Source organism: Massilia atriviolacea (genome assembly GCF_003953935.1).
Lineage (GTDB): Bacteria > Pseudomonadota > Gammaproteobacteria > Burkholderiales > Burkholderiaceae_D > Telluria_A > Telluria_A atriviolacea.
Map to the genome: position 1 here is coordinate 185843 of NZ_RXLQ01000007.1, position 21202 is coordinate 207044.

The window sequence follows — 21202 nt, forward strand, 5'->3', positions numbered from 1 at the left end:
GCGCGATGCGCATGACAATCGGTGTGATTCTCGCGGCGCTTGCCTTGTATGCCGTCGCCTGCGTCGGCCTGTTCCTCGCGCAGCGCTCCCTGATCTATTTTCCGCAGCCGCGCCGTTTCGGCGCGCCCGAATCGGTCATCAAGCTGCCGGTCGACGGCGCCGTGCTCGATGTGTCGGTGCGGCCCGAGACCGGGCCGCGCGCGGTGCTCTACCTGGGCGGGAACGCCGAGGATGTCTCGGCCAGCCTGCCCTCGCTCGGCACGACCTTTCCGGGACAGGCGCTGTATCTGCTGCATTACCGCGGTTACGGCGGCAGCAGCGGCACGCCGAGCGAGGCGGCGCTGTTCGCCGACGCGCTGGCCCTGTTCGACATGGTGCGGGCGCGCCATCCGCAGGTGACCGTGATCGGGCGCAGCCTCGGCAGCGGCGTGGCGGTGCATGTGGCGAGCGTGCGGCCGGTGGCGCGGCTGGTGCTGGTCACGCCCTACGACAGCATCGCCGGCATCGCGGGAATGCAGTTCCCGTGGTTTCCTGTGACGCTGCTCCTGCGCGACAAGTTCGAATCGGGCACGTATGCCGCCAGGGTGAATGCGCCGACCACGATCATCGCCGCCGGCAACGACGAGCTGATCCCGCGCGCGAGTTCGGAACTGCTGATGACGCGCTTCAAGCCCGGCGTGGCGCGCTATATCAATGTGCCGGAAGCGGGGCACAACACGATTTCGGACAGCCCCTTGTACGGGCCGGGACTGGCGGGCGAGATGGCGCCGCAGCCTGCCTTGAAGGCGAACTAGGGTCTGTCCCGGACTCGGCCCGATACGTTCATCCGGTCTGTGGTATTTTCGGCGAGCTCCGATGATGTTGACTATAGGCAAGTTACTTGCCTTAATGCATCGTTAGAATGTGTGAAGTTTCTTTTCAACTCCACACAAAGGACACGCCATGACGCCAGGCCCAAACCCCGCCCTGCTCATCGCCCTGGCAGCCATGGCCCTGGCCGGCTGCGCCGGCAAGCCGCCGCCGGCCGCCGCGCCGCCCGCCGGCATCAAGGCCCCCAACAGCCAGCTGGAACATTGTCCGCGCGTCCTGGGAACGCTGAGCTTCGGCAAGGACGCCGAACTGTCCGGCACCCTGCCGCTGCTGCGCCTGATGGTGCGCGCGTCGAACTGCTTTACGCTCTCCGCTGCCGATTCCAGGCACAGTAAGCGCCCACTCGCGCTGGCCGACTACACCGCCACGCCCTCGCTCAGTTTCCGCAGCGAGCCCGCGATCGGGCGCATCGCTTCCCTGCACGATGGCGCCCTGCATCCCTCGACCCAGCTGACGCTGACCGACAACCGCTCGGGCGCCGAACTGGCCGTGGTCCAGGGCAGCGCCAGCCACTGGCGTTTCGGCGCGGCGGGCGGCTTCTTCAACGGCGGCTTCGCGGGCGCCGACGGCTATACCCGCACGCCGCAGGGCAAGCTGCTGGCGGCCGCGCTGCTGGACTCGTACAACCAGATGGTGCGCTCGCTCAAGCGCCAGGCGGCACGGGGCGCTTGAGCCGAACTCAGGCAGGCGCTGCCGGCGCGCCATGATCGGCCACGTTCTCGATCAGCATCAGCAGGTCGGTCACGCCGAGGTCCACGCCCGCCTGCGACAGCAAGGTACTGGCTTGCCCGCGATGGTGGGTCTGGTGATTGAAAAAATGCAGCAGCAGGTCGCCGAAACGCTTGTGCGAGCGGATCCCTGTGGTGCTGGCGTAATCCAGTACATGGTCGAGATCGGCGTCAAGCAGCTGCGCGGTCCATGCGCCGATCAGCTGGTCCAGCATGCGCCGGTGCGCGCCCAGCAGCGCCAGGTCGGCGCTGTGGATGGCGCCCAGCCCGGCCGGGGCGGGCAGCGCCAGCACCGGCTCGAGCGCGGAAAAATGCGTGGGATGGGCGGCAAAGCGCCGCAGCCAAATGGTGTCTGCCGCCACCAGGTGATTCAGGGTGCCGAGCAGCGAGCCGAAGAAGGCGCCGCGCTCGGCCGCCAGGTCGTGCGCGGGCAGCGTGGCGGCGGCGTCATACACTGCCTGGTTCATCCAGGCGTTGTAGCGGGCCATCAGGCGCAGGTGGGCCAGTTCAGACACGCTGGCCCCGCGCGCGCAGTTGCCGCAGCACGGCGCCGTGCCCGCTGAGCAGCACCGACACCCGAATCACGCTGCCGCTGCGAAACCGGAGCACGTACATGCCGCACCAGGAACGGTAGTGCACGCTGCGCAGGTCGCGCCAGGCCTCGTCGCGCCTGCCGCCCCACGGCGTGATGAACAGAATGCCGGTCTCGTCCACCTTGCCTCGCGTCATGATGCCTTCGCACAGGCAGTAGACGCCGCCGATCGCCAGCGCCACGGCCAGCGCGATCAGGGCCGGATAATTGTCGTGCTCGCGCGACAGGCCCACCCAGGCCAGCACTGCCACCCCGAGCAATTGCAGGATGCCGAGCCGTTCCAGGAAGGGCGCGAACACCAGGCTGCCGTCGCCGGCGCCGATGCGCAGGCGCGCGCCGATCCAGCGCACGGCGAACCAGGCGGCAAAGGCACCCAACAGACCTGCGGCAAGCACCGACACATTCACTCCCCAAGTAAGGCGGCGAAGCGCCGCGCGGCTTGCCATTGTGCCTCACATCGCGCGCCTCCGCTGCGGCCACTGTGCAATTTCGCACAGGCAGGGTGCTAGTACGCTCCGGTCCGCTTGACGATTTGGCGGGGCTTCTCCGGTAGACTTATTTCCGGCTGTTACTTCCCGTGAACCGTCCCGAAGGCTGGCCGCCCAGCGCGGCATCCCCTCTACGCCCCCACCGAGCTCTTCCCTGCAAGCACCCGCAGCCTTCCCGTATTTTCAATATAGAAAAATGGAGACATCATGGCAATCAACAAGGTGTTCGGCCGCTGCGCGGCTTCTTTAGTGCTGTGCCTGCCTGTAAGCGCGCTGGCCCAGGTCCAGGCCGGTCCCGGCGCCTGGAGCGGCAACCAGACCTGGGGCGCGGACAGCGTCAACGGCGGCAACCTGAGCGGTTACTTTTACTGGCCCGCGAGCCAGCCGGTATTGGGCGGCAAGCGCGCCCTGGTGATGGTGCTGCACGGCTGCCAGCAAACGGCGGCCGGCGACGTCATCGATTCGGGATCGGACAAGGGCTTCAACTGGAAAGCCGTGGCCGACCAGTACGGCGCGCTGATCCTGGCGCCGAATGCCACCGGCAATGTCGCAGGCAGCCATTGCTGGGACTACAGCATCAGCAAGCACAACCGCGCCAGCGGGCACGATGGGGTGCTGCTGGACCTGGTCGGCCGTTTCCTGGCCGATGCGCGCTACGCCATCGATCCGAACCAGGTGTACGTGACCGGGCTGTCGTCGGGCGGCGGCCAGACCATGGCCCTGGGCTGCCTGGCGCCCGATGTGTTCGCCGGCATCGGCATCAATGCGGGACCACCGCCGGGAACCACGATCCTGCAGATCGGCAGCGTGCCGTCCGGCTTCAGCGCCAGCACGGCGGCCGGCAAGTGCAGCACGATGGCCGGCGCCCAGCAAGGCAAGTTCGCCACCCAGATCGCCAGCGTCATCTGGGGCAGCAACGATTACACGGTGGCGCCCGCCTACGGGCCGATCGATGCGGCGGCCATGCGCATCGCCTACGGCGGCGTGTTCACCAAGGGCGCGCAGGTCCCCGTGCCTGGCGGCGGCAGCAACACGCCGTATACCGACAGCACGGGCAAACTGCGCACCTCGGAAATCGTGGTGACCGGCATGGGGCACGCATGGCCGGCCGGGCCGGGCGGCCAGAACGGCCACTTCGTCGATGCCACCAAGGTCAATTACCCGGCCTTTGTGATGGATTTCTGGTTCAAGAACAACTTGCGCGCGCATGTCATCGCGGCGCCGGTGATGACGGCCTGCAAGGCCAGCGTGTCGGGCAATGCCGCCACCATCAGCGGCGCGGCCGCCGATGCGGGCGGCGCCATCGCCAGCTACCGCGTGGTGCTGGACGGCGCCACCCCCGTCAATGACGCGCAAGCAGGCAGCGGCGCCAGTTTCAGCATCGGCTACGCGCTGGCCAACGGCTACTACAGCGGGACCGTCACGGCCACCAGCGCCGCCACCGGACAGAGCTCGGCACCCTGCATGCTGCCGCAATTTTTGGTGGGACCGGTACCACCCGTGCAGCCGCCCACCGGCCTCCAAGCCGGGAGCGCCGGCGCCAGCAGCATCGCCCTGTCGTGGAGCGCGGCCAAGGGCGCGAGCGGCTACAATCTCTACCGCAACGGCAGCAGGCTCACGCCGACGCCGCTGACAGGCACCGCGTACACCGATACCGGGCTGGCGCCGTCCACCAGCTACACCTATCAGGCTTCCTCGGTCGCGGACGGGGTGGAAAGCGGCTTGTCGGCCGGCGTGGCCGCCAGCACGACCAGCGGATTTACGTGCAGCACGGTCACGGCCAGTAACTTTGCCCACGTGCAGGCCGGCCGCGCGCACGACAGCGGCGGCTATGCCTTCGCCAAGGGCTCGAACCAGAACATGGGCCTGGACAACCTGTTCTACATCCAGACCCTGGCCCAGACCTCGGCCGGCTACCATGTGATCGGCAGCTGTCCGTAAAGTAAGCCTGGGTGCCGCTTGCCGCCGACGCCATCGCGACATGCTCGAAGCGGCAAGGGACAGCGCCCGGGCCCGATTAACGCACCGCGACGATTGATACACCTCAGGTGCGCGATCGCTGCGGCTCCTAGTCTGGAAGTGCCGGCGTGCGTCGTTCGATTGCGACGCGCGCCGCGCACGACACCACTACAAGGAGCCGCCATGTCTACTCGCCTTCCCCCGTCCCGCGCCGCGCGCCAAGTGCGCCTGGGCGCCGCTCTCATGCTCGCCGCGCTGGCCGTTCCCGGCCTGGCGCTGGCAAGCAGCAACTGGTCCTCCGTGGGATCGACCGGCACGCCCGACGAGACCTGCAGCGGCCGGGTATCCTTCAACAACAACGACGCCGGCCTGGTCGGCGGCGCCACGGCCCTGACCTGCACCATCCGCTACCAGGTGCACGACACCTGGGACGGCAACGGCATCCTGGGCGTGTATTCGGGCGCGCGTTTCACCGACAACGGCATCTATTCCGAAGTGCGCACGCGGCTGCGCTCGCACAATACCGCCACCGGCGCCCTGAGCACGCTGGCGACCCTGTCGAGCAACAGCTATGCGCCGGCGGCCACCCCGCAAACGCGCTACCTGAGCAACTGCGTGCCGCTCAATTTCAATGCCAACAGCTATTTCATCGAGGTCGACCTGGTGCGCACGGCGTCGCCGAGCGGGGCCATTCCCGGCCTGCCGGTGCTGGGACAACTGCGCCTGCTGCGCTGCCAGTAAGCCGGTGCGGCCAAGGCCCAAGGGAGATTGACAATGCGACAGATTCCCGCAACGGCGCTGCTGGCCGTGATGCTCGTGCTGGGCGCCTGCGGCGGCGACGACGACCCGCCGGCCGCACCATCGAGGGCGCCGGCCCTGGCCGCCGCCGCCCCGGCGCCCGGGCCGGCACGGAGCGTGCCGGCGCCGTCCCCGCCCCCACCGCCACCGCTGCGCACCGCGCCGCCGCCAGGCACGCCGGCGCCGACCGACCTGGCGCAGCTGCGCCAGGAAGTGGCCAGCCTGCGCCGCGAGGTGGCCGAGCTGCGCATGATCCTGACGCGCGCGCCGCTGCCCGCCCAGCCTGCGGGCGCGCTGGCGGTGCCGCTGACGACCGACACGCCGGCGGTGGCGCCGGCCGAAACCATGTTCCGCGCCGAGCCGGTGGACCATGCGTGGAGCAACCAGGCCTCGGCGGCCGTGCGCGCGGCGCTGGCGCGCACCAATGGCGAGCTGGAAACGCAGGTCAGGCGGCTCGAATGCCGCACCAGGACCTGCCGCATCGAGGTCAATCCGGCCAGCGCCGACCAGCTGGAAAGCGCGATGCCGGCCGTGCTGGCCAATCTGGGAGCGACCTTGCCGAACATGACGGCAACCCAGGTGGGGAGCGACGATGGCAGCGCGGCGACGGTGCTGTACCTGACGCGCTAAGTACTTGACCGGAAATAAAGGTGAGTTCCGGCAGCCAAAAACACATGGATTGATGGGCGAGTACTTGGCGCAATGCGCGGGCACGCCGCCGCAGGGCGCGGCGGCGCAGGCCCTTACGCCGGTTCTTCCGGCGCCTGGGTGGCGCGCACGAAGGCGGGCGCGATCAGCAGGCCGAGTTCGAACAGGACCCACATCGGCACGGCCAGCGCAAACTGGCTGACCACGTCCGGCGGCGTGACGATGGCGGCGATCACGAACGCGCCGACGATCACGTAAGGACGGATTTCCTTGAGCTTGGCCACGCTGACGATGCCCATGCGCACCAGGATCACCACCACCACCGGCACCTCGAAGGTGGCGCCGAAGGCCAGGCACATGGACATGACGAAATCGAGATAGTTTTCGATGTCCGGCGTGACCGCGATCGAGGTCGGCGAAAAGTCCGAGATGAACTTGAACACGCGCCCGAACACGAAGAAATAGCAGAACGCCACGCCGCTCATGAACAGCAGCGAAGACGAGATGACCAGGGGCAGCACCAGGCGTTTTTCGTGCTGGTACAGGCCGGGCGCGATGAAGGCCCACATCTGGTAGAACACCCACGGCAGCGCCATGATAATCGACAGCACCAGGGTCACTTTCATCGGCACCAGGAACGGTGCGATGACGCCGGTGGCGATCATCTTCGAGCCGACCGGCAGCGCCGCGATCATCGGCTGGGCGATGATGTCGTAAATATGGGCCGGTCCGGGCCACATCATCAGCGCGGCGCACACGATGGCGATCCCGATGCAGGCCTTGACCAGGCGGTCGCGCAATTCGACCAGATGAGAGATAAAGGTCTCTTCGCCCGCTGCTTTATCTGTCATGTAGAATTAAAAGAAAGACGAGGTGGAAGAGGAGCGCGGGCGGAATTTTTTGACCCGCGCGGCGCCCGACATGATGTGGGCCTTGCCGCCGTGGCGCTGCTTGTACCAGCCCGGCACGGCCGAATTGCGTACCAGCTTCTTGCGGCGGAAGTCGCGCGCCTTGCGCTCCAGGTCGCTCATGGTGGCGCTGGGCGCCGTCGACGAGGGCAGGTCGCGCCAGGCGGCCTCGACATCGTCAATGTTCTGGGCGATGGTGTTTTCGACGCTGTCCTTGAACGACTGGGCCGTTTCCTGGACTTCCTTTTGCAGGTTGCGCAGTTCGTCGAGCTCGATCTCGCGGCTCACCTCGGACTTGACGTCATGCAGGTAGCGCTGGGCGCGTCCATACAGGGTGCCCGCCATGCGCGCCACCTTGGGCAGCTTTTCAGGGCCGATGACAATAAGTGCAACCACGCCGATGATGGCGAGTTTAGAGAGTCCAAGATCGATCATGGCGTCTGGAAGTATCGGACAACACGCGTGCCGGGGCACGCACGCTCATCAGAACTTCGTTTTCTCTTTCGATTCGCCGTCGATGGTCGTCTTGTCCGCCACCTGGGAAGGAACCGGCGGCTTGTCGTCGTCGCCGCGTACGCCATCCTTGAAGCCTTTGACGGCCTTGCCAATATCGCCACCCATATTGCCGAGTTTCTTGGTGCCGAACACCACGACAACGACCAGCAGCACGATCAGCCAATGCCAAATACTCATGGAACCCATCATTTTCTCCTTGCGAGGCGCAAACGCCCGAATTCGTGAAAGCGTACGCCGCGTATTCTACGCGATGCCGGGCATTCCTGCCGCATTGTCAGCGTTGGCCGGTCCAGGGACGGGCGCCGCCGATCACGTGCAGGTGCAGGTGGTAGATTTCCTGGCCGCCATCCGGACCGCTGTTGATAAGCGTCTTGTAGCCGCCGGCCGGGCTGCCGTCAGTGTTGTAGCTGACGTCGCAACCGTGCTCTTTGGCAAGTTTTGGCGCCAGCGCCAGCAGCTTGCCGAGCAGCGCGCCATGCGATTCGTTGCAATCGGACAAGGTCGCGACGTGGACCTTGGGAATGAGCAACAGGTGCACCGGCGCGGCCGGATGGATATCCTTGAATGCCAGTAATTCTTCATCCTCGTAAACTATGCTCGATGGAATTTGCTTGGCGGCGATTTTGCAAAACAGGCAGTCGGTCATGGACGGTTTCCCCAGGGTTGAATGTCAGGTCGGACGGGCGGCTTTTTCGGCCAGGCCGGAGAGGCCTTCGCGCCGTGCCAGCTCGTCGAGCACCTGCTGCGGCGACAGGTTGAACTGGGCCAGCAGCACCAGCGAATGGAACCACAGGTCGGCGCATTCGTACAGCACCTTGGCGGAGTCGCCATCGGCGCGCGCATCCTTGGCGGCCATCACCAGCTCGGTCGCTTCTTCGCCGATTTTTTTCAGGATCGCGTCGTCGCCCTTGGAAAACAGGCGCGAGACGTAGGAGGTGGCGGGGTCGCCGCCGTTTTCCAGCTTGCGCGATTCGATCGTTTGCGCCACGCGGGCGAGGGTCTGGCTCATGGGGTGCCCTTCATGGGGTGCTCTTCTTGGAATTGGCGTACATCGTTTCCGGATCCTGCAGCACCGGCTCGACCACCTGCCAGTCGCCGGACCTGGCGTCGCCCTCGAACTTCTGGTAGAAGCAGGAATGGCGCCCGGTATGGCAGGCGATGGAACCGGCCTGCTCGATCTTGAGCAGGATCACGTCCTCATCGCAGTCGAGGCGGATTTCCAGCACCTTCTGGGTGTGGCCCGACTCTTCGCCCTTGTGCCACAGCTTCTTGCGCGAGCGGCTCCAGTACACCGCTTCGCCCAGTTCCACCGTGCGCGCCAGCGCGTCGCGGTTCATCCAGGCGAACATCAGCACATCGTTCGAACCGGCTTCCTGGGCGATCACCGGCACCAGGCCGTTCTCGTCCCACCGGACCTTTTTCAGCCAGCTGAAATTGGCCGCACTACTCATCGTGGTCGCTATCATGTTCAATCCAGACGCATGGGAATGCCCTGCGCGGCCATGAAGCGCTTGGCTTCGCCGACCGTGTGCTGGCCGTAGTGGAAAATGCTCGCCGCCAGCACCGCGTCGGCCTTGCCGATCTTGATGCCGTCGGCCAGGTCCTGCAGGCCGCCCACGCCGCCCGAGGCGATCACGGGAATGCCGATCGCGTTCGACACGGCGCTGGTCAATCCCAGGTCGAAGCCGACCCTGGTGCCGTCGCGGTCCATGCTGGTCAGGAGGATCTCGCCGGCGCCCAGGCGCTCCATGTTCATCGCCCATGCGACCGCATCGAGGCCGGTGGCATTGCGCCCGCCGTGGGTGAAGACTTCCCACTTGCCGGGCGCGGTCTGCTTGGCGTCGATGGCCACCACGATGCACTGCGAACCGTGCTTTTGCGAGGCCTCGAACACCAGGTCCGGATTGGTGACGGCCGAGGTGTTCATGCTGACCTTGTCGGCGCCGGCGTTGAGCAGGCGCCGCACGTCTTCCACCTTGCGCACGCCGCCGCCGACGGTGAGCGGGATGAACACGGTGGAGGCCACCGCTTCGATGATGTGCAGGATCAGGTCGCGCCCGTCCGAGGACGCGGTGATGTCGAGGAAGGTGATTTCGTCGGCGCCCTGCTGATCGTAGCGGCGCGCGATTTCGACCGGGTCGCCGGCGTCGCGCAGCTCGGTGAAATTGACGCCCTTGACGACGCGGCCATCGGTCACGTCGAGGCAGGGAATGATGCGTTTTGCGAGCATGGTGTGTTCTTCCGGCTTAGGCCAGGTCGCCTTCGGTGAGTTCGTCGGCGCGCGCCTGGGCCTGGCCCAGGTCGATCGTGCCCTCGTAGATCGAACGGCCGCAGATCACGCCCTCGATGCCCTCTTCCTGCACCGCGCACAGCGCTTCGACGTCGCCCAGGTTGTGCAGGCCGCCGGAAGCGATGATCGGAATGCGCACGGCCTGGGCCAGCTTGACGGTCGCTTCGATATTGATCCCGCCCATCATGCCGTCGCGGCCGATGTCGGTGTAGATGATCGATTCGACGCCGTAGGCTTCGAACTTGGTGGCCAGGTCGATCACTTCGTGGCCGCTCATCTTGCTCCAGCCGTCGGTGGCGACCTTGCCGTCCTTGGCGTCCAGGCCGACGATGATGTGGCCCGGGAAGGCGCCGCAGGCGTCGTGCAGGAAGCCGGGATTCTTGACGGCGGCGGTGCCGACGATGATGTAGCTGATGCCGTCGTCGAGATAGCGCTCGATGGTGTCGAGGTCGCGGATGCCGCCGCCCAGCTGGACCGGGATTTCGTCGATATCGTTATCGACGGCGAACTCCTGCACCACCTGCAGGATGGATTTGACGGCGGCTTCGTTCTTCGGCTTGCCGGCGAAGGCGCCGTTCAGGTCCACCAGGTGCAGGCGGCGCGCGCCCTGCTTGAGCCAGTGCAGCGCCATTTCGGCGGGGTCTTCGGAAAAGACGGTGGCAAGTTCCATATCGCCCTGTTTGAGGCGCACGCAGTGACCGTCTTTGAGGTCGATGGCAGGAATGAGCAGCATGATCGGTTATCGCTTAGTTGGGTTGGGTGATTGGAACATCGGATGACGGGATAATCGGAGGACCATCAGGGATTCCAGTGGACGAAGTTCTTGTACAGCTGCAGGCCCGCGCCGGCGCTTTTCTCCGGGTGGAACTGGGTCGCGAAGATATTATCGCGGGCGACGGCGCAACAGAAAGGCGCGCCGTAATCGGTTTCGCCGGCGGTGAGGCTGGCATCGTCGGGCTGGACATAGTAGCTGTGCACGAAATAGAAGTAGCTATCGTCGAGGATACCCTGCCACAGCGGATGCTGGCGCACTTGTTTCACGCGGTTCCAGCCCATCTGCGGCACCTTGAAGCGCGAACCGTCCGGCTGCAGGCGGCCGTCGAGCCGGAAGCGCACGACTTTGCCGGGCAACAGGGCCAGGCCGGGGGTGTCGCCTTCCTCGCTGACGTCGAACAGCATCTGTTCGCCGACGCACACCCCCATCACGGGACGGGTCCGGGCGGCGCGCAGCAGGGCTTCCTCGACGCCGGACTGGCGCAGGCTGGCCATGCAGTCGCGCATGGCGCCCTGGCCGGGCAGGACGATCCGGTCGGCCGAATCGATATCGGCGACGTCGCCGGAGATGCGTACATCGGCTTCAGGAGCGACGGCGCGCAGGGCTTGCGCCACCGAGCGCAGGTTGCCCATGCCGTAGTCGACCACAACAATTTTATTCATAGCAATTCAAATGTACCGTCGTTCCGCCTGCGCGGGAACGACGGGGATAGAGGGGACCGCATGATGACCGGATGACCTTACAGACTACCCTTGGTCGACGGGATGGTGCCGGCCGAACGCGCGTCGAGTTCCGCGGCCATGCGCAGCGCGCGGCCGAAGGCCTTGAACACGGTTTCGCACTGGTGGTGGGCGTTCTCGCCGCGCAGGTTATCGATATGCAGCGACACCAGCGCGTGGTTGACGAAACCCTGGAAAAACTCGTGCGCCAGGTCGACGTCGAAGTTGCCGATCATCGAACGCTTCCAGGGCACGTGCATTTCCAGGCCCGGACGGCCGGAGAAATCGAGCACCACGCGCGACAGCGCTTCGTCCAGCGGCACGTAGGCGTGGCCGTAGCGGCGGATGCCCTTCTTGTCGCCGATCGCCTTGGCCACCGCCATGCCGAGCGTGATGCCGGTATCTTCCACCGTGTGGTGGGCGTCGATGTGCAGGTCGCCCACGCATTCGATATCGAGGTCGATCAGGCCGTGGCGCGCGATCTGGTCGAGCATGTGGTCCAGAAAAGGAACGCCCGTGTTCAGCTTTTGCTGGCCGGTGCCATCGAGGTTGATGGCGACGCGGATCTGCGTCTCGTTGGTGTTGCGCGTGATACTTGCGGTGCGGTCTGCGGTGAGGGTCATGGGAGGCTCGGTTAGTGCGAAGTCAGCGATGCCTTGATGGCATCCAGGAAAACAGCATTTTCTTCAGGTGTGCTCACGGTCACGCGGATGCATCCGCCCAATCCGTTCATTTTACTCACATTTTTGATCAACACCTTTTGCGCATCGAGGCGTGCGACGGCGGCGTCGGCGTCCGGCAGGCGCACCAGCAGGAAGTTGGCGGCCGAGGGAAACACGGTCACCCCGGGCAGCGCGCCCAGGTCGGCCGCCAGCTGCTCGCGTGCGCCGATCAGCAGGGTGGCCTGGTCGTTCAACACCTCGATGTGATCGAGTGCGAATTCGGCGGCGGTCTGGGTCAGCACGTTGATGTTGTAGGGCGGGCGTACCTTCTCGAACTGCGCCAGCAGCTTGGGCGCGGCGCTCATGTAGCCGAGGCGGATGCCGGCCAGGCCCAGTTTCGAGACGGTGCGCATGACCACCATGTTTTCGAACTCGGGCAGGCGCTGCATGAAGGAGGTGCGCGCGAACGGGCCGTAGGCTTCGTCGACGACGACGATGCCGGTGTCGCCGGCGGCGCGGATGATCTCGACCATCTCATCCGGGTCGAACAGGTTGCCGGTCGGGTTGTTGGGGTAGGCCAGGAACACCAGCGCCGGCTTGTGCTCGGCGATCCTGGCGAGCATGGCGGATTTGTCGAGCGTCATGTCGGCGCGCAGCGGCACGCCGACGAAATCGGCGCCGGCCAGCATGGCCGAGCGCGAAAACATCACGAAGCCGGGCGTGGGCGCCAGGATCACCGGGCGGCGCGCGCCGCCCGCAACGGCGGTGGCCATGATCGAGATCAGTTCATCGGAACCGTTGCCGAGGATGACGTCGTAGCCGCCCGGGACGCCGAGGCGGGTGCAGATCTTGTGCTTGAGCGTGGCGTTGCTGGGCAGCGGGTAGCGGTTCAGGACAGCGGCGGCCAGGCGCTGGCCCAGTTCTTCGCGCAGGTGGGCAGGCAGCGAATACGGGTTTTCCATCGCATCGAGCTTGATGTAGCCGTCGGCGTCGGCGACGACGTAGGCATGGTCGGCCTGGACCTCGGGACGGATCGTGTTGGCGATCAGCGTGTCGATGAAACTCATGCTGCTTTGCTCCTTAATTTACCGTCGTTCCCGCGCAGGCGGGAATGACGGCGCTGGTGGCGGTGGTGGCGGTGGTGGGAATGACAGTACTATGCATTTTGAGCCTGCGCAGTCTTCTTGGCCGGCTTGCGCTTCTTGACCATCTCCTGCTCCGGCGGCGCGGCCAGGCGCGCGGCGATGATGTCGCAGTAGGCGGCATTGAGCTCGAAGCCGACAAAATTGCGTCCGCAGCGCTTGGCCGCCATGGCCGTGGTGCCGCTGCCCATGAACAGGTCCATCACCACGCCGTCCGGCGGGCAGGAAGCCTTGACCATGCGCTCGATGATCTCCAGCGGTTTCTGGGTCGGGTGGTCGGCGCGCTCCGGGTGTTCCTTGTGCAGGCGCGAGACGCTCCACAGATCCTTGGGGTTGTAGCCCACTTCCAGCCACTTGGCGCCGACGAAAATCGAGCGCGAACGGGCCTTCTTGGTGGCCGCGTCGTAGGGAATGCGCACCGCGTCCAGGTCGAAGTAGTAATCCTTGCGGTTGACGAAGAACCCGATCGTGTCGTGCACCGAACTGAAACTGCGCACGCTGCCGCCCATCGACGGCACCCGGCGGTCCCAGATAATCTCGTTCATCATCGTCATGCGCTGCTTGAGCATGACGAAAATCTCGGGCGAAAAGCGCCACGTCAGGAAGATGTACAGGCTGCCGTTGGGCTTGAGCTTGGGCAGCGCCTTCGCAATCCATTGCTCGGTCCAGGCCAGGTAGTCGGCCACGCTTTGCTGGTCGGAGTCGTTGCCGTAGTCCTTGCCGAGGTTATACGGCGGGTCGGTCAGAATCAGGTCGATGGCGCCGTCCGGAATGCGCGCCAGTCCGGCCAGCGCATCCTCGCAAAATACCCGATTGAGCCAGTCGCTCATGCCGCCGGTCGCAATCGGAGCTCGGCGCTGCGGGCGTGCGCCTGCAAGCCTTCGCCGTAGGCCAGTTCCGCCGCGACCTTGCCCAGCGTCTGGGCGCCGGCTTCGCTCACGAAAATGACGGACGAGCGCTTCTGGAAATCGTACACGCCCAGCGGCGACGAAAAACGCGCGGTGCGCGAGGTCGGCAGCACGTGGTTCGGGCCGCAGCAGTAGTCGCCCAGCGATTCGGACGAAAAGCGCCCGAGGAACATGGCGCCGGCGTGGCGGATCTTGTCGGCCCACTGCTGCGGGTCCTCGGCCGAAATTTCCAGGTGCTCGGCGGCGATGGCGTTGGCGATGTCGCACGCTTCCTGCATGTCGCGCACCTTGACCAGGGCGCCGCGCTCGCTCATGGAGGTGCGGATGGTGTCCGCGCGCGGCATGCTCGGCAGCAGCTTGTGGATGCTCGCTTCGACCCTGGCGATGTAAGCGGCGTCCGGACACAGCATGATGGCCTGCGCCAGTTCGTCGTGCTCGGCCTGGGAGAACAGGTCCATCGCGACCCAGTCCGGGTCGGTGCTGCCGTCGCACAGCACCAGGATTTCGGACGGGCCGGCGATCATGTCGATGCCGACGGTGCCGAACACGCGGCGCTTGGCGGCGGCCACGTAGGCGTTGCCGGGGCCGACGATCTTGTCGACCGGGGCGATGCTGGCGGTGCCGTAGGCCAGCGCGCCGACAGCCTGGGCGCCGCCGATGGTGATCACGCGCGTCACGCCGGCAATCGCGGCGGCGGCCAGCACCATCTGGTTCTTCACCCCGTCCGGGGTCGGCACCACCATGATGATCTCAGCCACCCCGGCCACCTTGGCCGGCAGCGCGTTCATCAGCACCGACGACGGGTAGGCCGCCTTGCCGCCCGGGACGTAGATGCCGACCCGGTCGAGCGGCGTGATTCTCTGGCCCAGCAGCGTGCCATCGGGCTCGATGTAGGTGAAGCCGCGCAGTTCTTCCTTCTGGCGTTCGTGGAAGACGCGGATCCGTGCGGCGGCCGTTTCCAGCGCCGCGCGCTGGGCCGCCGGCAGCGCAGCGAGCGCCGCCTGCAATTCGGCTTGCGGCACGTCGAAGGCGGCCATGCTGGCGGCGCCGCCGGGAATGCGATCGAACCTGTTGGTGTAGTCGAGGACCGCGGCGTCGCCCCGCTGTCTGACGTCATGCAGGATCGCCGCCACCGATTGTTCAATCGCTTCATCGGTGGACGCTTCGAAGGCCAGCAGGGTATCGAGGCGTTGCTTGAAGTCCGGCTGGGCCGAATCGAGGTGGCGGATCTGGATGGTCATGATAGTGTCGTTGTTCAGCTTGGTTGTTAAGCTTGGTTGTCTAGTCGCGACGCGCGTTCGAAGGCGTCCAGGATCGGTTGCAGGCGCTCGCGCTTGAGTTTGAGCGCGGCCTGGTTCACCACCAGGCGCGAGGAGATGTCCATGATCTCTTCGACTTCGACCAGGTTGTTGGCGCGCAGGGTGCTGCCGGTGGAGACCACGTCGACGATCGCATCCGACAGGCCGACCAGGGGCGCCAGCTCCATCGAGCCGTACAGCTTGATCAGGTCGACGTGCACGCCCTTGGCGGCGAAGTGCTCGCGCGCGGTCTGGACGAACTTGGTGGCCACGCGCAGGCGCGCGCCCTGGCGCACCGCCTTGTCGTAGTCGAAGCCGGCGTTGACGGCCACCGACATGCGGCATTTGGCGATGTTCAGGTCGATCGGCTGGTACAGGCCTTCGCCGCCATGCTCGAGCAGCACGTCCTTGCCGGCCACGCCGAAATCGGCCGCGCCGTACTGCACGTAGGTCGGCACGTCGGAGGCGCGCACGATGATGACGCGCACGTGCGGATCGTTGGTCGCCAAAATCAGCTTGCGCGAGGTCTCCGGGTTTTCGGTGACGGTGATGCCGGCCGCTTCCAACAGGGGCAGGGTGTCGTCGAAGATGCGGCCTTTCGACAGCGCCAGGATCAGGGAATTGGCCGGCTTGCTGAATGTACTCATCGATGTAGTCTTTACTTGATGCGGACGATATCGGCGCCCACCGCCGACAGCTTCACTTCCATGCGGTCGTAGCCGCGGTCGAGGTGATAGATGCGGTCGATGATGGTGGTGCCCTGCGCGGCCATGGCGGCGATCACCAGCGAGGCCGAGGCGCGCAGGTCGGTCGCCATCACGGGCGCGCCCACCAGCCTGTCGACGCCCTTGACGTGGGCGGTGTTGCCCTCGGTCTGGATCGACGCGCCCAGGCGGTTCATCTCCTGCACGTGCATGAAGCGGTTTTCGAAAATCGTCTCCGTAATGCGGCTGCTGCCCGAGGCGATGGTGTCGACCGCCATGAACTGGGCCTGCATATCGGTCGGAAAACCCGGATATTCGGTGGTGCGGAACGACACCGGCTTCGGACGCCCGCCCATCTGCGCGCGGATCGACTCCGGTCCCATGGTCATCACCACGCCGATCTCGCGCAGCTTGTCGAGCGCCACGTCGAAGTAGTCGGTGCGGGTGTTCCTGAGCAGGATGTCGCCGCCGGTGGCCGCCACCGCGCAGAGAAAAGTGGCCGCTTCGATGCGGTCGGAAATCACCGCGTGCCTGGCGCCGTGCAGTTCGGCCACGCCCTGGATCACCAGGCGGTCGGTGCCGATGCCCTCGATCTTCGCGCCCATGGCCACCAGCAGGTTGGCCAGGTCGGTCACTTCCGGCTCGCGCGCGGCGTTCTCCAGGATGGTTTCGCCTTCGGCCAGGGTGGCCGCCATCAGCAGGTTCTCGGTGCCGGTGACGGTGATCATGTCGGTGCGGATGCGCGCGCCCTTGAGCTTCTTGCACTTGGCGTAGATGTAGCCGCCTTCGATGGTGATGTCGGCGCCGAGCGCCTGCAGGCCCTTGATGTGCTGGTCGACCGGACGCGAGCCGATGGCGCAGCCGCCCGGCAGCGAGACCTTCGCTTCGCCGAAGCGCGCCAGCAGGGGACCGAGCACCAGGATCGAGGCGCGCATGGTCTTGACCAGTTCATACGGCGCTTCCAGCGTGGTGATGGCGCTGCCGTTGAGGGTGACCTTCTCGTCGTCCTGCGTCACCGTCAGGCCGGTCTGGGCCAGCAGCTTGAGGATGGTCTTGACGTCGTGCAGGCGCGGCACGTTCGACAGTTCGAGGTCGCCCGAGGTGAGCAGACCGGCGCACAGGATCGGCAGGGCCGCGTTCTTGGCGCCCGAGATGACGATGTCCCCTTCGAGGCGTTTGCCTCCGACCACTTGGAGCTTGTCCATGCTGATTATCCTTTTATCCTTGGTATTCTTCTGGGGTGAGCGTTTTCATCGACAGCGCGTGGATTTCTTCGCGCATGCGGTCGCCCAGCGCCGCGTAGACGATCTGGTGGCGCTGGATCGGGCGCTTGCCGGCAAACGCCGGCGAGACGATGACGGCGGAGAAGTGCTGGCCGTCGCCCTCCACTTCGAGGTGGGTGCATTCGAGACCGGCGCTGATGTAGCCGTGGATGAGTTCTGGTGTGGTAGCCACGATAGGTTCCTCTGATTAGTGGCGCAGGTTGTAGCCGCGCTTGAGCAGGTTGATGGCGATACCCGCGAGTACCGCGAAGAAGGCCGACACGATCGCCAGGCTGGTCCACGGCGACACATCGGACTGGCCGAAGAAGCCGTGGCGGAAGCCGTCGATCATGTAGAAAAACGGATTGAAGTGCGACACGGTGAGCCAGAACGGCGGCAGCGAGTGGATCGAGTAGAACACGCCGGACAGGAAAGTGGCAGGCATGATCAGGAAATTCTGGAACGCGGCCAGCTGGTCGAATTTTTCGGCCCAGATGCCGGCAATCACCCCCATGGTGCCGAGGATGGCGGCGCCCAGCACGGCGAAAGCCAGGATCCACAGCGGCGCCGCGAACGACAGCTTGGCGAACCACACGGTGGCGATGAAGACGCCGAAGCCGACCGTCAGGCCGCGCACCACGGAAGCGAGCACGTAGGCCGACAGGATCTCCCAGTGCGACAGCGGCGGCAGCAGGATGAACACCAGGTTGCCGGTGATCTTGGACTGGATCAGCGAGGACGAGGAGTTGGCGAAGGAATTCTGCAACACGCTCATCATCACCAGGCCGGGAATCAGGAAGGCGGTGTAGTTCACGCCGCGCACGTTGACGTGCCCTTCGAGCACGTGGCCGAAGATCAGCAGGTACAGCATGGCCGTGAGCACCGGCGCGGCCACGGTCTGGGTGGCCACCTTCCAGAAGCGCAGCATTTCCTTGTAAAGCAGGGTCTGGAAGCCCACCGAGAACATATTCATAGTGCGCCCTTGTCCATAATCTGCAGGAAGATATCTTCCAGGTCGGCCTGCTGCAGCTGCATTTCGTCGATGACGGCGCCGCTCTCGCGCAGGCGCGCCAGGATCTGTTCGACTTCGCCGTACTCGTTCACGCGCAGGCTGTATTTCATGCCGCTGCCGCCGCCGTTGCCGCTATCGCGTTCGTCGTGCGAGACCAGGTGGCGCAGGTCCTCGGGCAGGCTGCCGCTGGCCAGGTGCACGATCAGCTGCGAACCGGAGATGCGGCGGATCAGGGCCGACATGGTGTCGAGCGCGACCACCTTGCCGCCCTTGAGCATGGCCACGCGCTGGCACATGGCCTGCGCTTCTTCGAGGTAGTGGGTGGTCAGGACCACCGTGTGGCCTTCGCGGTTCAGGCGCGAGATGAACTTCCACAGCGTCTGGCGCAGTTCCACGTCGACGCCGGCGGTCGGCTCGTCGAGCACGATCACGGGCGGCTTGTGGACCAGGGCCTGGGCCACCAGCACGCGCCGCTTCATGCCGCCCGAGAGCGCGCGCATGTTGACGTCGGCCTTGTTGGTCAGGTCCAGGTTGCCCATGACCTCGTCGATCCACCTGTCGTTGTTTTTCAGGCCGAAGTAGCCCGATTGCAGGCGCAAGGTTTCGCGCACCGTGAAGAAGGGATCGAACACCAGCTCCTGCGGCACCACGCCGAGCTTCTTGCGCGCTTCGCGGAAATCGCCGACGACATCGTGGCCGTGGATGGCGACCGAGCCCGCGTCAGGGCGGATCAGGCCGGCGATGGTGGAGATCAGGGTGGTCTTGCCGGCGCCGTTCGGGCCGAGCAGGCCGAAGAACTCGCCTTCTTCAATCGTCAGGGAGACGCCACCCAAGGCTTTCAGGGCCTTGTAGCTTTTCTCGACGTTGGTAATTTGAATCGCTGTCATGCGTCTTTTTTGGGTGAGCAAATGTCTATACAGCATGCACAGACATTGCGGGGTGAGCCGTCAATTATAGGGGAAATCGGGAGAAACAGAGTTGCCTGGGGTTACAGGCAGAGGGAGTGGAGAGGCGGACACGCCTCTCCGAGGCAGGATCAATGGTGGTGCAGGTTGGCGGGAGTGTCCACCAGGAAGGCATCGACGCCGTACAGCGCGGCCAGGCTTTTCAGGCTGTCCGGAAGATTGACATAGGACAGCACCACGCCGGCCGTGCGCGCGGCGCGCTGCCAGGCCAGCAGGACCGCGACGGCGGACGAATCGGCCACCTTGACGGAGCCGAAATCGAACACGGTCTGGCCCGCCTTGATGGCATCGTAACCCTGGACCAGCGCCGCCTTGGCGTTGTGCACGGTCAGGGTATCGATGTTCTCGAGCTTGTTGGTTTGAGGCACGGCTTGAACCATCTTATTTGAGTGGCTTGGCCAGCGGCTTGCTTGCCAGCTTCTTGTTGCGCTCGGCCAGGGTCTTGATCAGGCCATCGATGCCGGACTTGTTGATTTCCGACGCGAAAGTGCCTTTATAGGTTTCCACCAGCCACGCGCCCAGCACGTTGATGTCGAAAATCTTCCAGCCGGCCGGGGTTTGCGCCAGGCGGTAGTTCAGGGTGACCGGCTCGCCGCGCGCCACGTTCACCTGCGAACGGACTTCGACTTCCTTGTCTTCCGGCGCGGCGCGCAGCGGCTTGAACTCCACGGTCTCATTCTTGATCTGCGACAGCGCGCCCGAGTAGGTGAAGATCAGCAGGGTGCGGAACTCGTTCGAGAGCTGCTTTTGCTGTTCCGGGGTGGCATCGCGCCAGAAACGGCCGGCGGCCAGCTGGGTCATGCGCATGAAGTCGACGTGCGGCAAGATCTTGCTTTCAACCAGGTCCATGACCTTTTTCTGGTTGCCGGCCTGGATATCCTTGTCGGTCTTGGCGGTGTCGATGACGTCGGCGCTGATGCGCTTGACCAGCGCGTCCGGCGCTTCGGCAGGGGCGGCAGCGGTGGCGCTGGTGGCGATGGCGACGGTCGCGAGGGCGATAAGTTGTTTGATCAGTTTCATAAGCTCTTTTCGAAAAGGTGGCGTGTTGACCGGTACTGGACTGTGCTGTGACAGCCCAGTTTAACGGTTAACTACTTCGAGGGCGTTTCGGATGACACAGCCGGTGCGGCAGGCGTCGGGGCCGGGGCGGTCGGGGCGGCCGGGGCGGCATCGGTAGCCGGCGCGTCGTCGGCGTAGGCGGCGCGGATGCTCCTGGCGTCGGCCGGGCCTTCGTTGGCTTCCTTCAGCGCCTTGCGCGAACTTTCGCCGTCGAACACCTGGCTCTGGCGGCGCTGCAGGTAGCCGTCGCGGATGAATTCATAACGGTCGAGCGCGGCTTCTTCCATCAGGTTCGAGGCATCGAGCAGGTTGGCGCGCACATCGATCACGCGGATCGCGGTCCCGATGTTGCGGGTCGACGAGGGATCGACGTAAGACCAGCCGTTGGCGGCCATGTCGACCGGCAGGCCGCCGGTATCGCGCACGGTCGACGGGCCCAGCAGCGGCAGCATCAGGTAGGGGCCGCTCGGCACGCCCCAGTAGCCGAGGGTCTGGCCGAAGTCTTCATTGTGCTTTTTCAGGCCCGCTTCGGAAGCGATGTCGAACAGGCCGCCGATGCCGAAGGTCGAGTTGAGGGCAACCCGGGTCCAGTCGGACATGCCTTGCTCGCCCTTGCCTTGCATCAAGTTGTTAGCGCCGGTCCAGACATCGGACAGGTTGCCGAAGAAATTGTTCACGCCGGTCTGCACGAAGCTCGGCAACACCTTCTTGTAGGCGGTGGCGGCCGGTTTCAGCGCGACCTGGTCGATCGTGTCGTTCACCTTGAACATGGTGCGGTTGAACGGTTCGAGCGGATCGCGCGGATTGTTGGTGGCGCAGCCGCTGAGGGTGGCGATGGCCGCCAGGGCGGCGGCGCTGGCGCGCCAGGTGGAGGCGCGGTTCGGCGTAGCGAAGGTCAT

General features: G+C 65.4%; 28 protein-coding genes. 5 read left to right on the top strand and 23 right to left on the bottom strand.

All coding sequences use genetic code 11. The annotated features are described in order from the left end of the window. Window positions 1-5: 5 nt before the first annotated feature. Together EJB06_RS14875 and EJB06_RS14880 are read left to right on the top strand one after the other, a co-directional pair. Window positions 6-794: an alpha/beta hydrolase gene (locus tag EJB06_RS14875; protein ID WP_126074817.1), complete on the top strand. Its 789-nt coding sequence runs from the start codon at window positions 6-8 to the stop codon at window positions 792-794. A gap of 148 nt (window positions 795-942) precedes the next feature. Continuing rightward, complete coding sequence (locus EJB06_RS14880; protein WP_126074818.1) at window positions 943-1542, top strand: hypothetical protein; 600 nt, start codon at window positions 943-945, stop codon at window positions 1540-1542. Window positions 1543-1549: 7 nt separating this feature from the next. Here EJB06_RS14880 and EJB06_RS14885 read toward each other — a convergent pair whose 3' ends face one another. Both EJB06_RS14885 and EJB06_RS14890 read right to left on the bottom strand, forming a co-directional pair. Next, window positions 1550-2086 carry a DinB family protein gene (locus EJB06_RS14885; protein WP_164557933.1) on the bottom strand — a complete coding sequence of 179 codons (537 nt, stop codon included), beginning with the start codon at window positions 2084-2086 and terminating at the stop codon, window positions 1550-1552. 19 nt (window positions 2087-2105) lie between these two features. Further along, window positions 2106-2567 carry a hypothetical protein gene (locus tag EJB06_RS14890; RefSeq protein WP_126074820.1) on the bottom strand — a complete coding sequence of 154 codons (462 nt, stop codon included), beginning with the start codon at window positions 2565-2567 and terminating at the stop codon, window positions 2106-2108. A gap of 318 nt (window positions 2568-2885) precedes the next feature. Here EJB06_RS14890 and EJB06_RS14895 point away from each other — a divergent pair, with 318 nt between their 5' ends. The 3 genes from EJB06_RS14895 to EJB06_RS14905 all read left to right on the top strand — a co-directional run bounded on the left by EJB06_RS14895 (window position 2886) and on the right by EJB06_RS14905 (window position 6065). After that, on the top strand, window positions 2886-4619 hold the full coding sequence (locus EJB06_RS14895; RefSeq protein ID WP_126074821.1) for an extracellular catalytic domain type 1 short-chain-length polyhydroxyalkanoate depolymerase: 1734 nt from the start codon (window positions 2886-2888) through the stop codon (window positions 4617-4619). A gap of 201 nt (window positions 4620-4820) precedes the next feature. After that, a complete protein-coding gene (locus tag EJB06_RS14900) occupies window positions 4821-5378 on the top strand; it encodes a hypothetical protein (protein WP_126074822.1) in 558 nt (185 codons plus the stop codon). A gap of 33 nt (window positions 5379-5411) precedes the next feature. Further along, window positions 5412-6065, top strand: a complete 654-nt coding sequence (locus tag EJB06_RS14905) for a hypothetical protein (protein ID WP_126074823.1) — start codon at window positions 5412-5414, stop codon at window positions 6063-6065. Between the two features lie 113 nt (window positions 6066-6178). On the opposite strand, the gene tatC is transcribed toward EJB06_RS14905, so the two are convergent. The 21 genes from tatC to EJB06_RS15010 form a co-directional block, all read right to left on the bottom strand. Continuing rightward, complete coding sequence (tatC, locus tag EJB06_RS14910; protein WP_126074824.1) at window positions 6179-6934, bottom strand: twin-arginine translocase subunit TatC; 756 nt, start codon at window positions 6932-6934, stop codon at window positions 6179-6181. Window positions 6935-6940: 6 nt separating this feature from the next. Next, window positions 6941-7426, bottom strand: a complete 486-nt coding sequence (gene tatB, locus EJB06_RS14915) for a Sec-independent protein translocase protein TatB (RefSeq protein WP_126074825.1) — start codon at window positions 7424-7426, stop codon at window positions 6941-6943. A 48-nt stretch (window positions 7427-7474) separates the two neighbouring features. After that, window positions 7475-7693 (bottom strand): Sec-independent protein translocase subunit TatA, encoded by a 219-nt coding sequence (gene tatA / locus EJB06_RS14920; RefSeq protein WP_126074826.1) that lies wholly within the window; start codon window positions 7691-7693, stop codon window positions 7475-7477. Between the two features lie 88 nt (window positions 7694-7781). Beyond that, on the bottom strand, window positions 7782-8153 hold the full coding sequence (locus tag EJB06_RS14925) for a histidine triad nucleotide-binding protein (RefSeq protein ID WP_126074827.1): 372 nt from the start codon (window positions 8151-8153) through the stop codon (window positions 7782-7784). 24 nt (window positions 8154-8177) lie between these two features. After that, complete coding sequence (locus EJB06_RS14930) at window positions 8178-8516, bottom strand: phosphoribosyl-ATP diphosphatase (protein ID WP_126074828.1); 339 nt, start codon at window positions 8514-8516, stop codon at window positions 8178-8180. A 10-nt stretch (window positions 8517-8526) separates the two neighbouring features. Further along, a complete protein-coding gene (gene hisI / locus EJB06_RS14935; protein WP_126074980.1) occupies window positions 8527-8958 on the bottom strand; it encodes a phosphoribosyl-AMP cyclohydrolase in 432 nt (143 codons plus the stop codon). Window positions 8959-8975: 17 nt separating this feature from the next. Next, window positions 8976-9737, bottom strand: a complete 762-nt coding sequence (gene hisF / locus EJB06_RS14940; protein WP_126074829.1) for an imidazole glycerol phosphate synthase subunit HisF — start codon at window positions 9735-9737, stop codon at window positions 8976-8978. Window positions 9738-9753: 16 nt separating this feature from the next. Then, complete coding sequence (gene hisA, locus EJB06_RS14945; RefSeq protein WP_126074830.1) at window positions 9754-10530, bottom strand: 1-(5-phosphoribosyl)-5-[(5-phosphoribosylamino)methylideneamino]imidazole-4-carboxamide isomerase; 777 nt, start codon at window positions 10528-10530, stop codon at window positions 9754-9756. A gap of 65 nt (window positions 10531-10595) precedes the next feature. After that, a complete protein-coding gene (hisH, locus tag EJB06_RS14950) occupies window positions 10596-11234 on the bottom strand; it encodes an imidazole glycerol phosphate synthase subunit HisH (protein WP_126074831.1) in 639 nt (212 codons plus the stop codon). 77 nt (window positions 11235-11311) lie between these two features. Then, entirely contained in the window at window positions 11312-11914 is a 603-nt protein-coding gene (hisB, locus tag EJB06_RS14955) for an imidazoleglycerol-phosphate dehydratase HisB (RefSeq protein ID WP_126074832.1), read from the bottom strand. An 11-nt stretch (window positions 11915-11925) separates the two neighbouring features. Further along, window positions 11926-13020 (bottom strand): histidinol-phosphate transaminase, encoded by a 1095-nt coding sequence (gene hisC / locus EJB06_RS14960; protein ID WP_126074833.1) that lies wholly within the window; start codon window positions 13018-13020, stop codon window positions 11926-11928. Between the two features lie 89 nt (window positions 13021-13109). Next, entirely contained in the window at window positions 13110-13925 is an 816-nt protein-coding gene (locus EJB06_RS14965) for a DNA-methyltransferase (RefSeq protein WP_126074834.1), read from the bottom strand. Next, window positions 13922-15244, bottom strand: a complete 1323-nt coding sequence (gene hisD, locus EJB06_RS14970) for a histidinol dehydrogenase (protein WP_126074835.1) — start codon at window positions 15242-15244, stop codon at window positions 13922-13924. The genes EJB06_RS14965 and hisD overlap by 4 nt, the downstream gene beginning before the upstream one ends. Window positions 15245-15270: 26 nt before the next feature. Further along, entirely contained in the window at window positions 15271-15948 is a 678-nt protein-coding gene (gene hisG / locus EJB06_RS14975; RefSeq protein ID WP_126074836.1) for an ATP phosphoribosyltransferase, read from the bottom strand. Window positions 15949-15959: 11 nt separating this feature from the next. Beyond that, complete coding sequence (murA, locus tag EJB06_RS14980) at window positions 15960-17210, bottom strand: UDP-N-acetylglucosamine 1-carboxyvinyltransferase (RefSeq protein ID WP_126074837.1); 1251 nt, start codon at window positions 17208-17210, stop codon at window positions 15960-15962. Between the two features lie 13 nt (window positions 17211-17223). Continuing rightward, window positions 17224-17460: a BolA family protein gene (locus EJB06_RS14985; RefSeq protein ID WP_126074838.1), complete on the bottom strand. Its 237-nt coding sequence runs from the start codon at window positions 17458-17460 to the stop codon at window positions 17224-17226. 15 nt (window positions 17461-17475) lie between these two features. Further along, entirely contained in the window at window positions 17476-18240 is a 765-nt protein-coding gene (locus tag EJB06_RS14990; RefSeq protein ID WP_126074839.1) for an ABC transporter permease, read from the bottom strand. After that, window positions 18237-19166 carry an ABC transporter ATP-binding protein gene (locus tag EJB06_RS14995; protein ID WP_126074840.1) on the bottom strand — a complete coding sequence of 310 codons (930 nt, stop codon included), beginning with the start codon at window positions 19164-19166 and terminating at the stop codon, window positions 18237-18239. Before EJB06_RS14995 ends, EJB06_RS14990 begins: the two co-directional genes overlap by 4 nt. 149 nt (window positions 19167-19315) lie before the next feature. Then, complete coding sequence (locus EJB06_RS15000; RefSeq protein WP_229427095.1) at window positions 19316-19612, bottom strand: STAS domain-containing protein; 297 nt, start codon at window positions 19610-19612, stop codon at window positions 19316-19318. Window positions 19613-19625: 13 nt separating this feature from the next. Continuing rightward, window positions 19626-20264 carry an MlaC/ttg2D family ABC transporter substrate-binding protein gene (locus EJB06_RS15005; RefSeq protein ID WP_126074842.1) on the bottom strand — a complete coding sequence of 213 codons (639 nt, stop codon included), beginning with the start codon at window positions 20262-20264 and terminating at the stop codon, window positions 19626-19628. Between the two features lie 71 nt (window positions 20265-20335). Continuing rightward, window positions 20336-21202, bottom strand: a complete 867-nt coding sequence (locus EJB06_RS15010; RefSeq protein WP_126074843.1) for an MlaA family lipoprotein — start codon at window positions 21200-21202, stop codon at window positions 20336-20338.

Excerpts from the sequence above, each read along its gene's own strand:
- EJB06_RS14875 (WP_126074817.1), top strand. The coding sequence starts at position 6 with ATGCGCATGACAATCGGTGTGATTCTCGCGGCGCTTGCCTTGTATGCC.
- EJB06_RS14880 (WP_126074818.1), top strand. The coding sequence starts at position 943 with ATGACGCCAGGCCCAAACCCCGCCCTGCTCATCGCCCTGGCAGCCATG.
- EJB06_RS14885 (WP_164557933.1), bottom strand. The coding sequence starts at position 2,086 with ATGGCCCGCTACAACGCCTGGATGAACCAGGCAGTGTATGACGCCGCC.
- EJB06_RS14895 (WP_126074821.1), top strand. The coding sequence starts at position 2,886 with ATGGCAATCAACAAGGTGTTCGGCCGCTGCGCGGCTTCTTTAGTGCTG.
- EJB06_RS14900 (WP_126074822.1), top strand. The coding sequence starts at position 4,821 with ATGTCTACTCGCCTTCCCCCGTCCCGCGCCGCGCGCCAAGTGCGCCTG.
- EJB06_RS14905 (WP_126074823.1), top strand. The coding sequence starts at position 5,412 with ATGCGACAGATTCCCGCAACGGCGCTGCTGGCCGTGATGCTCGTGCTG.
- tatC (WP_126074824.1), bottom strand. The coding sequence starts at position 6,934 with ATGACAGATAAAGCAGCGGGCGAAGAGACCTTTATCTCTCATCTGGTC.
- tatB (WP_126074825.1), bottom strand. The coding sequence starts at position 7,426 with ATGATCGATCTTGGACTCTCTAAACTCGCCATCATCGGCGTGGTTGCA.
- tatA (WP_126074826.1), bottom strand. The coding sequence starts at position 7,693 with ATGGGTTCCATGAGTATTTGGCATTGGCTGATCGTGCTGCTGGTCGTT.
- EJB06_RS14925 (WP_126074827.1), bottom strand. The coding sequence starts at position 8,153 with ATGACCGACTGCCTGTTTTGCAAAATCGCCGCCAAGCAAATTCCATCG.
- EJB06_RS14930 (WP_126074828.1), bottom strand. The coding sequence starts at position 8,516 with ATGAGCCAGACCCTCGCCCGCGTGGCGCAAACGATCGAATCGCGCAAG.
- hisI (WP_126074980.1), bottom strand. The coding sequence starts at position 8,958 with ATGAGTAGTGCGGCCAATTTCAGCTGGCTGAAAAAGGTCCGGTGGGAC.
- hisF (WP_126074829.1), bottom strand. The coding sequence starts at position 9,737 with ATGCTCGCAAAACGCATCATTCCCTGCCTCGACGTGACCGATGGCCGC.
- hisA (WP_126074830.1), bottom strand. The coding sequence starts at position 10,530 with ATGCTGCTCATTCCTGCCATCGACCTCAAAGACGGTCACTGCGTGCGC.
- hisH (WP_126074831.1), bottom strand. The coding sequence starts at position 11,234 with ATGAATAAAATTGTTGTGGTCGACTACGGCATGGGCAACCTGCGCTCG.
- hisB (WP_126074832.1), bottom strand. The coding sequence starts at position 11,914 with ATGACCCTCACCGCAGACCGCACCGCAAGTATCACGCGCAACACCAAC.
- hisC (WP_126074833.1), bottom strand. The coding sequence starts at position 13,020 with ATGAGTTTCATCGACACGCTGATCGCCAACACGATCCGTCCCGAGGTC.
- EJB06_RS14965 (WP_126074834.1), bottom strand. The coding sequence starts at position 13,925 with ATGAGCGACTGGCTCAATCGGGTATTTTGCGAGGATGCGCTGGCCGGA.
- hisD (WP_126074835.1), bottom strand. The coding sequence starts at position 15,244 with ATGACCATCCAGATCCGCCACCTCGATTCGGCCCAGCCGGACTTCAAG.
- hisG (WP_126074836.1), bottom strand. The coding sequence starts at position 15,948 with ATGAGTACATTCAGCAAGCCGGCCAATTCCCTGATCCTGGCGCTGTCG.
- murA (WP_126074837.1), bottom strand. The coding sequence starts at position 17,210 with ATGGACAAGCTCCAAGTGGTCGGAGGCAAACGCCTCGAAGGGGACATC.
- EJB06_RS14990 (WP_126074839.1), bottom strand. The coding sequence starts at position 18,240 with ATGAATATGTTCTCGGTGGGCTTCCAGACCCTGCTTTACAAGGAAATG.
- EJB06_RS14995 (WP_126074840.1), bottom strand. The coding sequence starts at position 19,166 with ATGACAGCGATTCAAATTACCAACGTCGAGAAAAGCTACAAGGCCCTG.
- EJB06_RS15005 (WP_126074842.1), bottom strand. The coding sequence starts at position 20,264 with ATGAAACTGATCAAACAACTTATCGCCCTCGCGACCGTCGCCATCGCC.
- EJB06_RS15010 (WP_126074843.1), bottom strand. The coding sequence starts at position 21,202 with ATGACCTTCGCTACGCCGAACCGCGCCTCCACCTGGCGCGCCAGCGCC.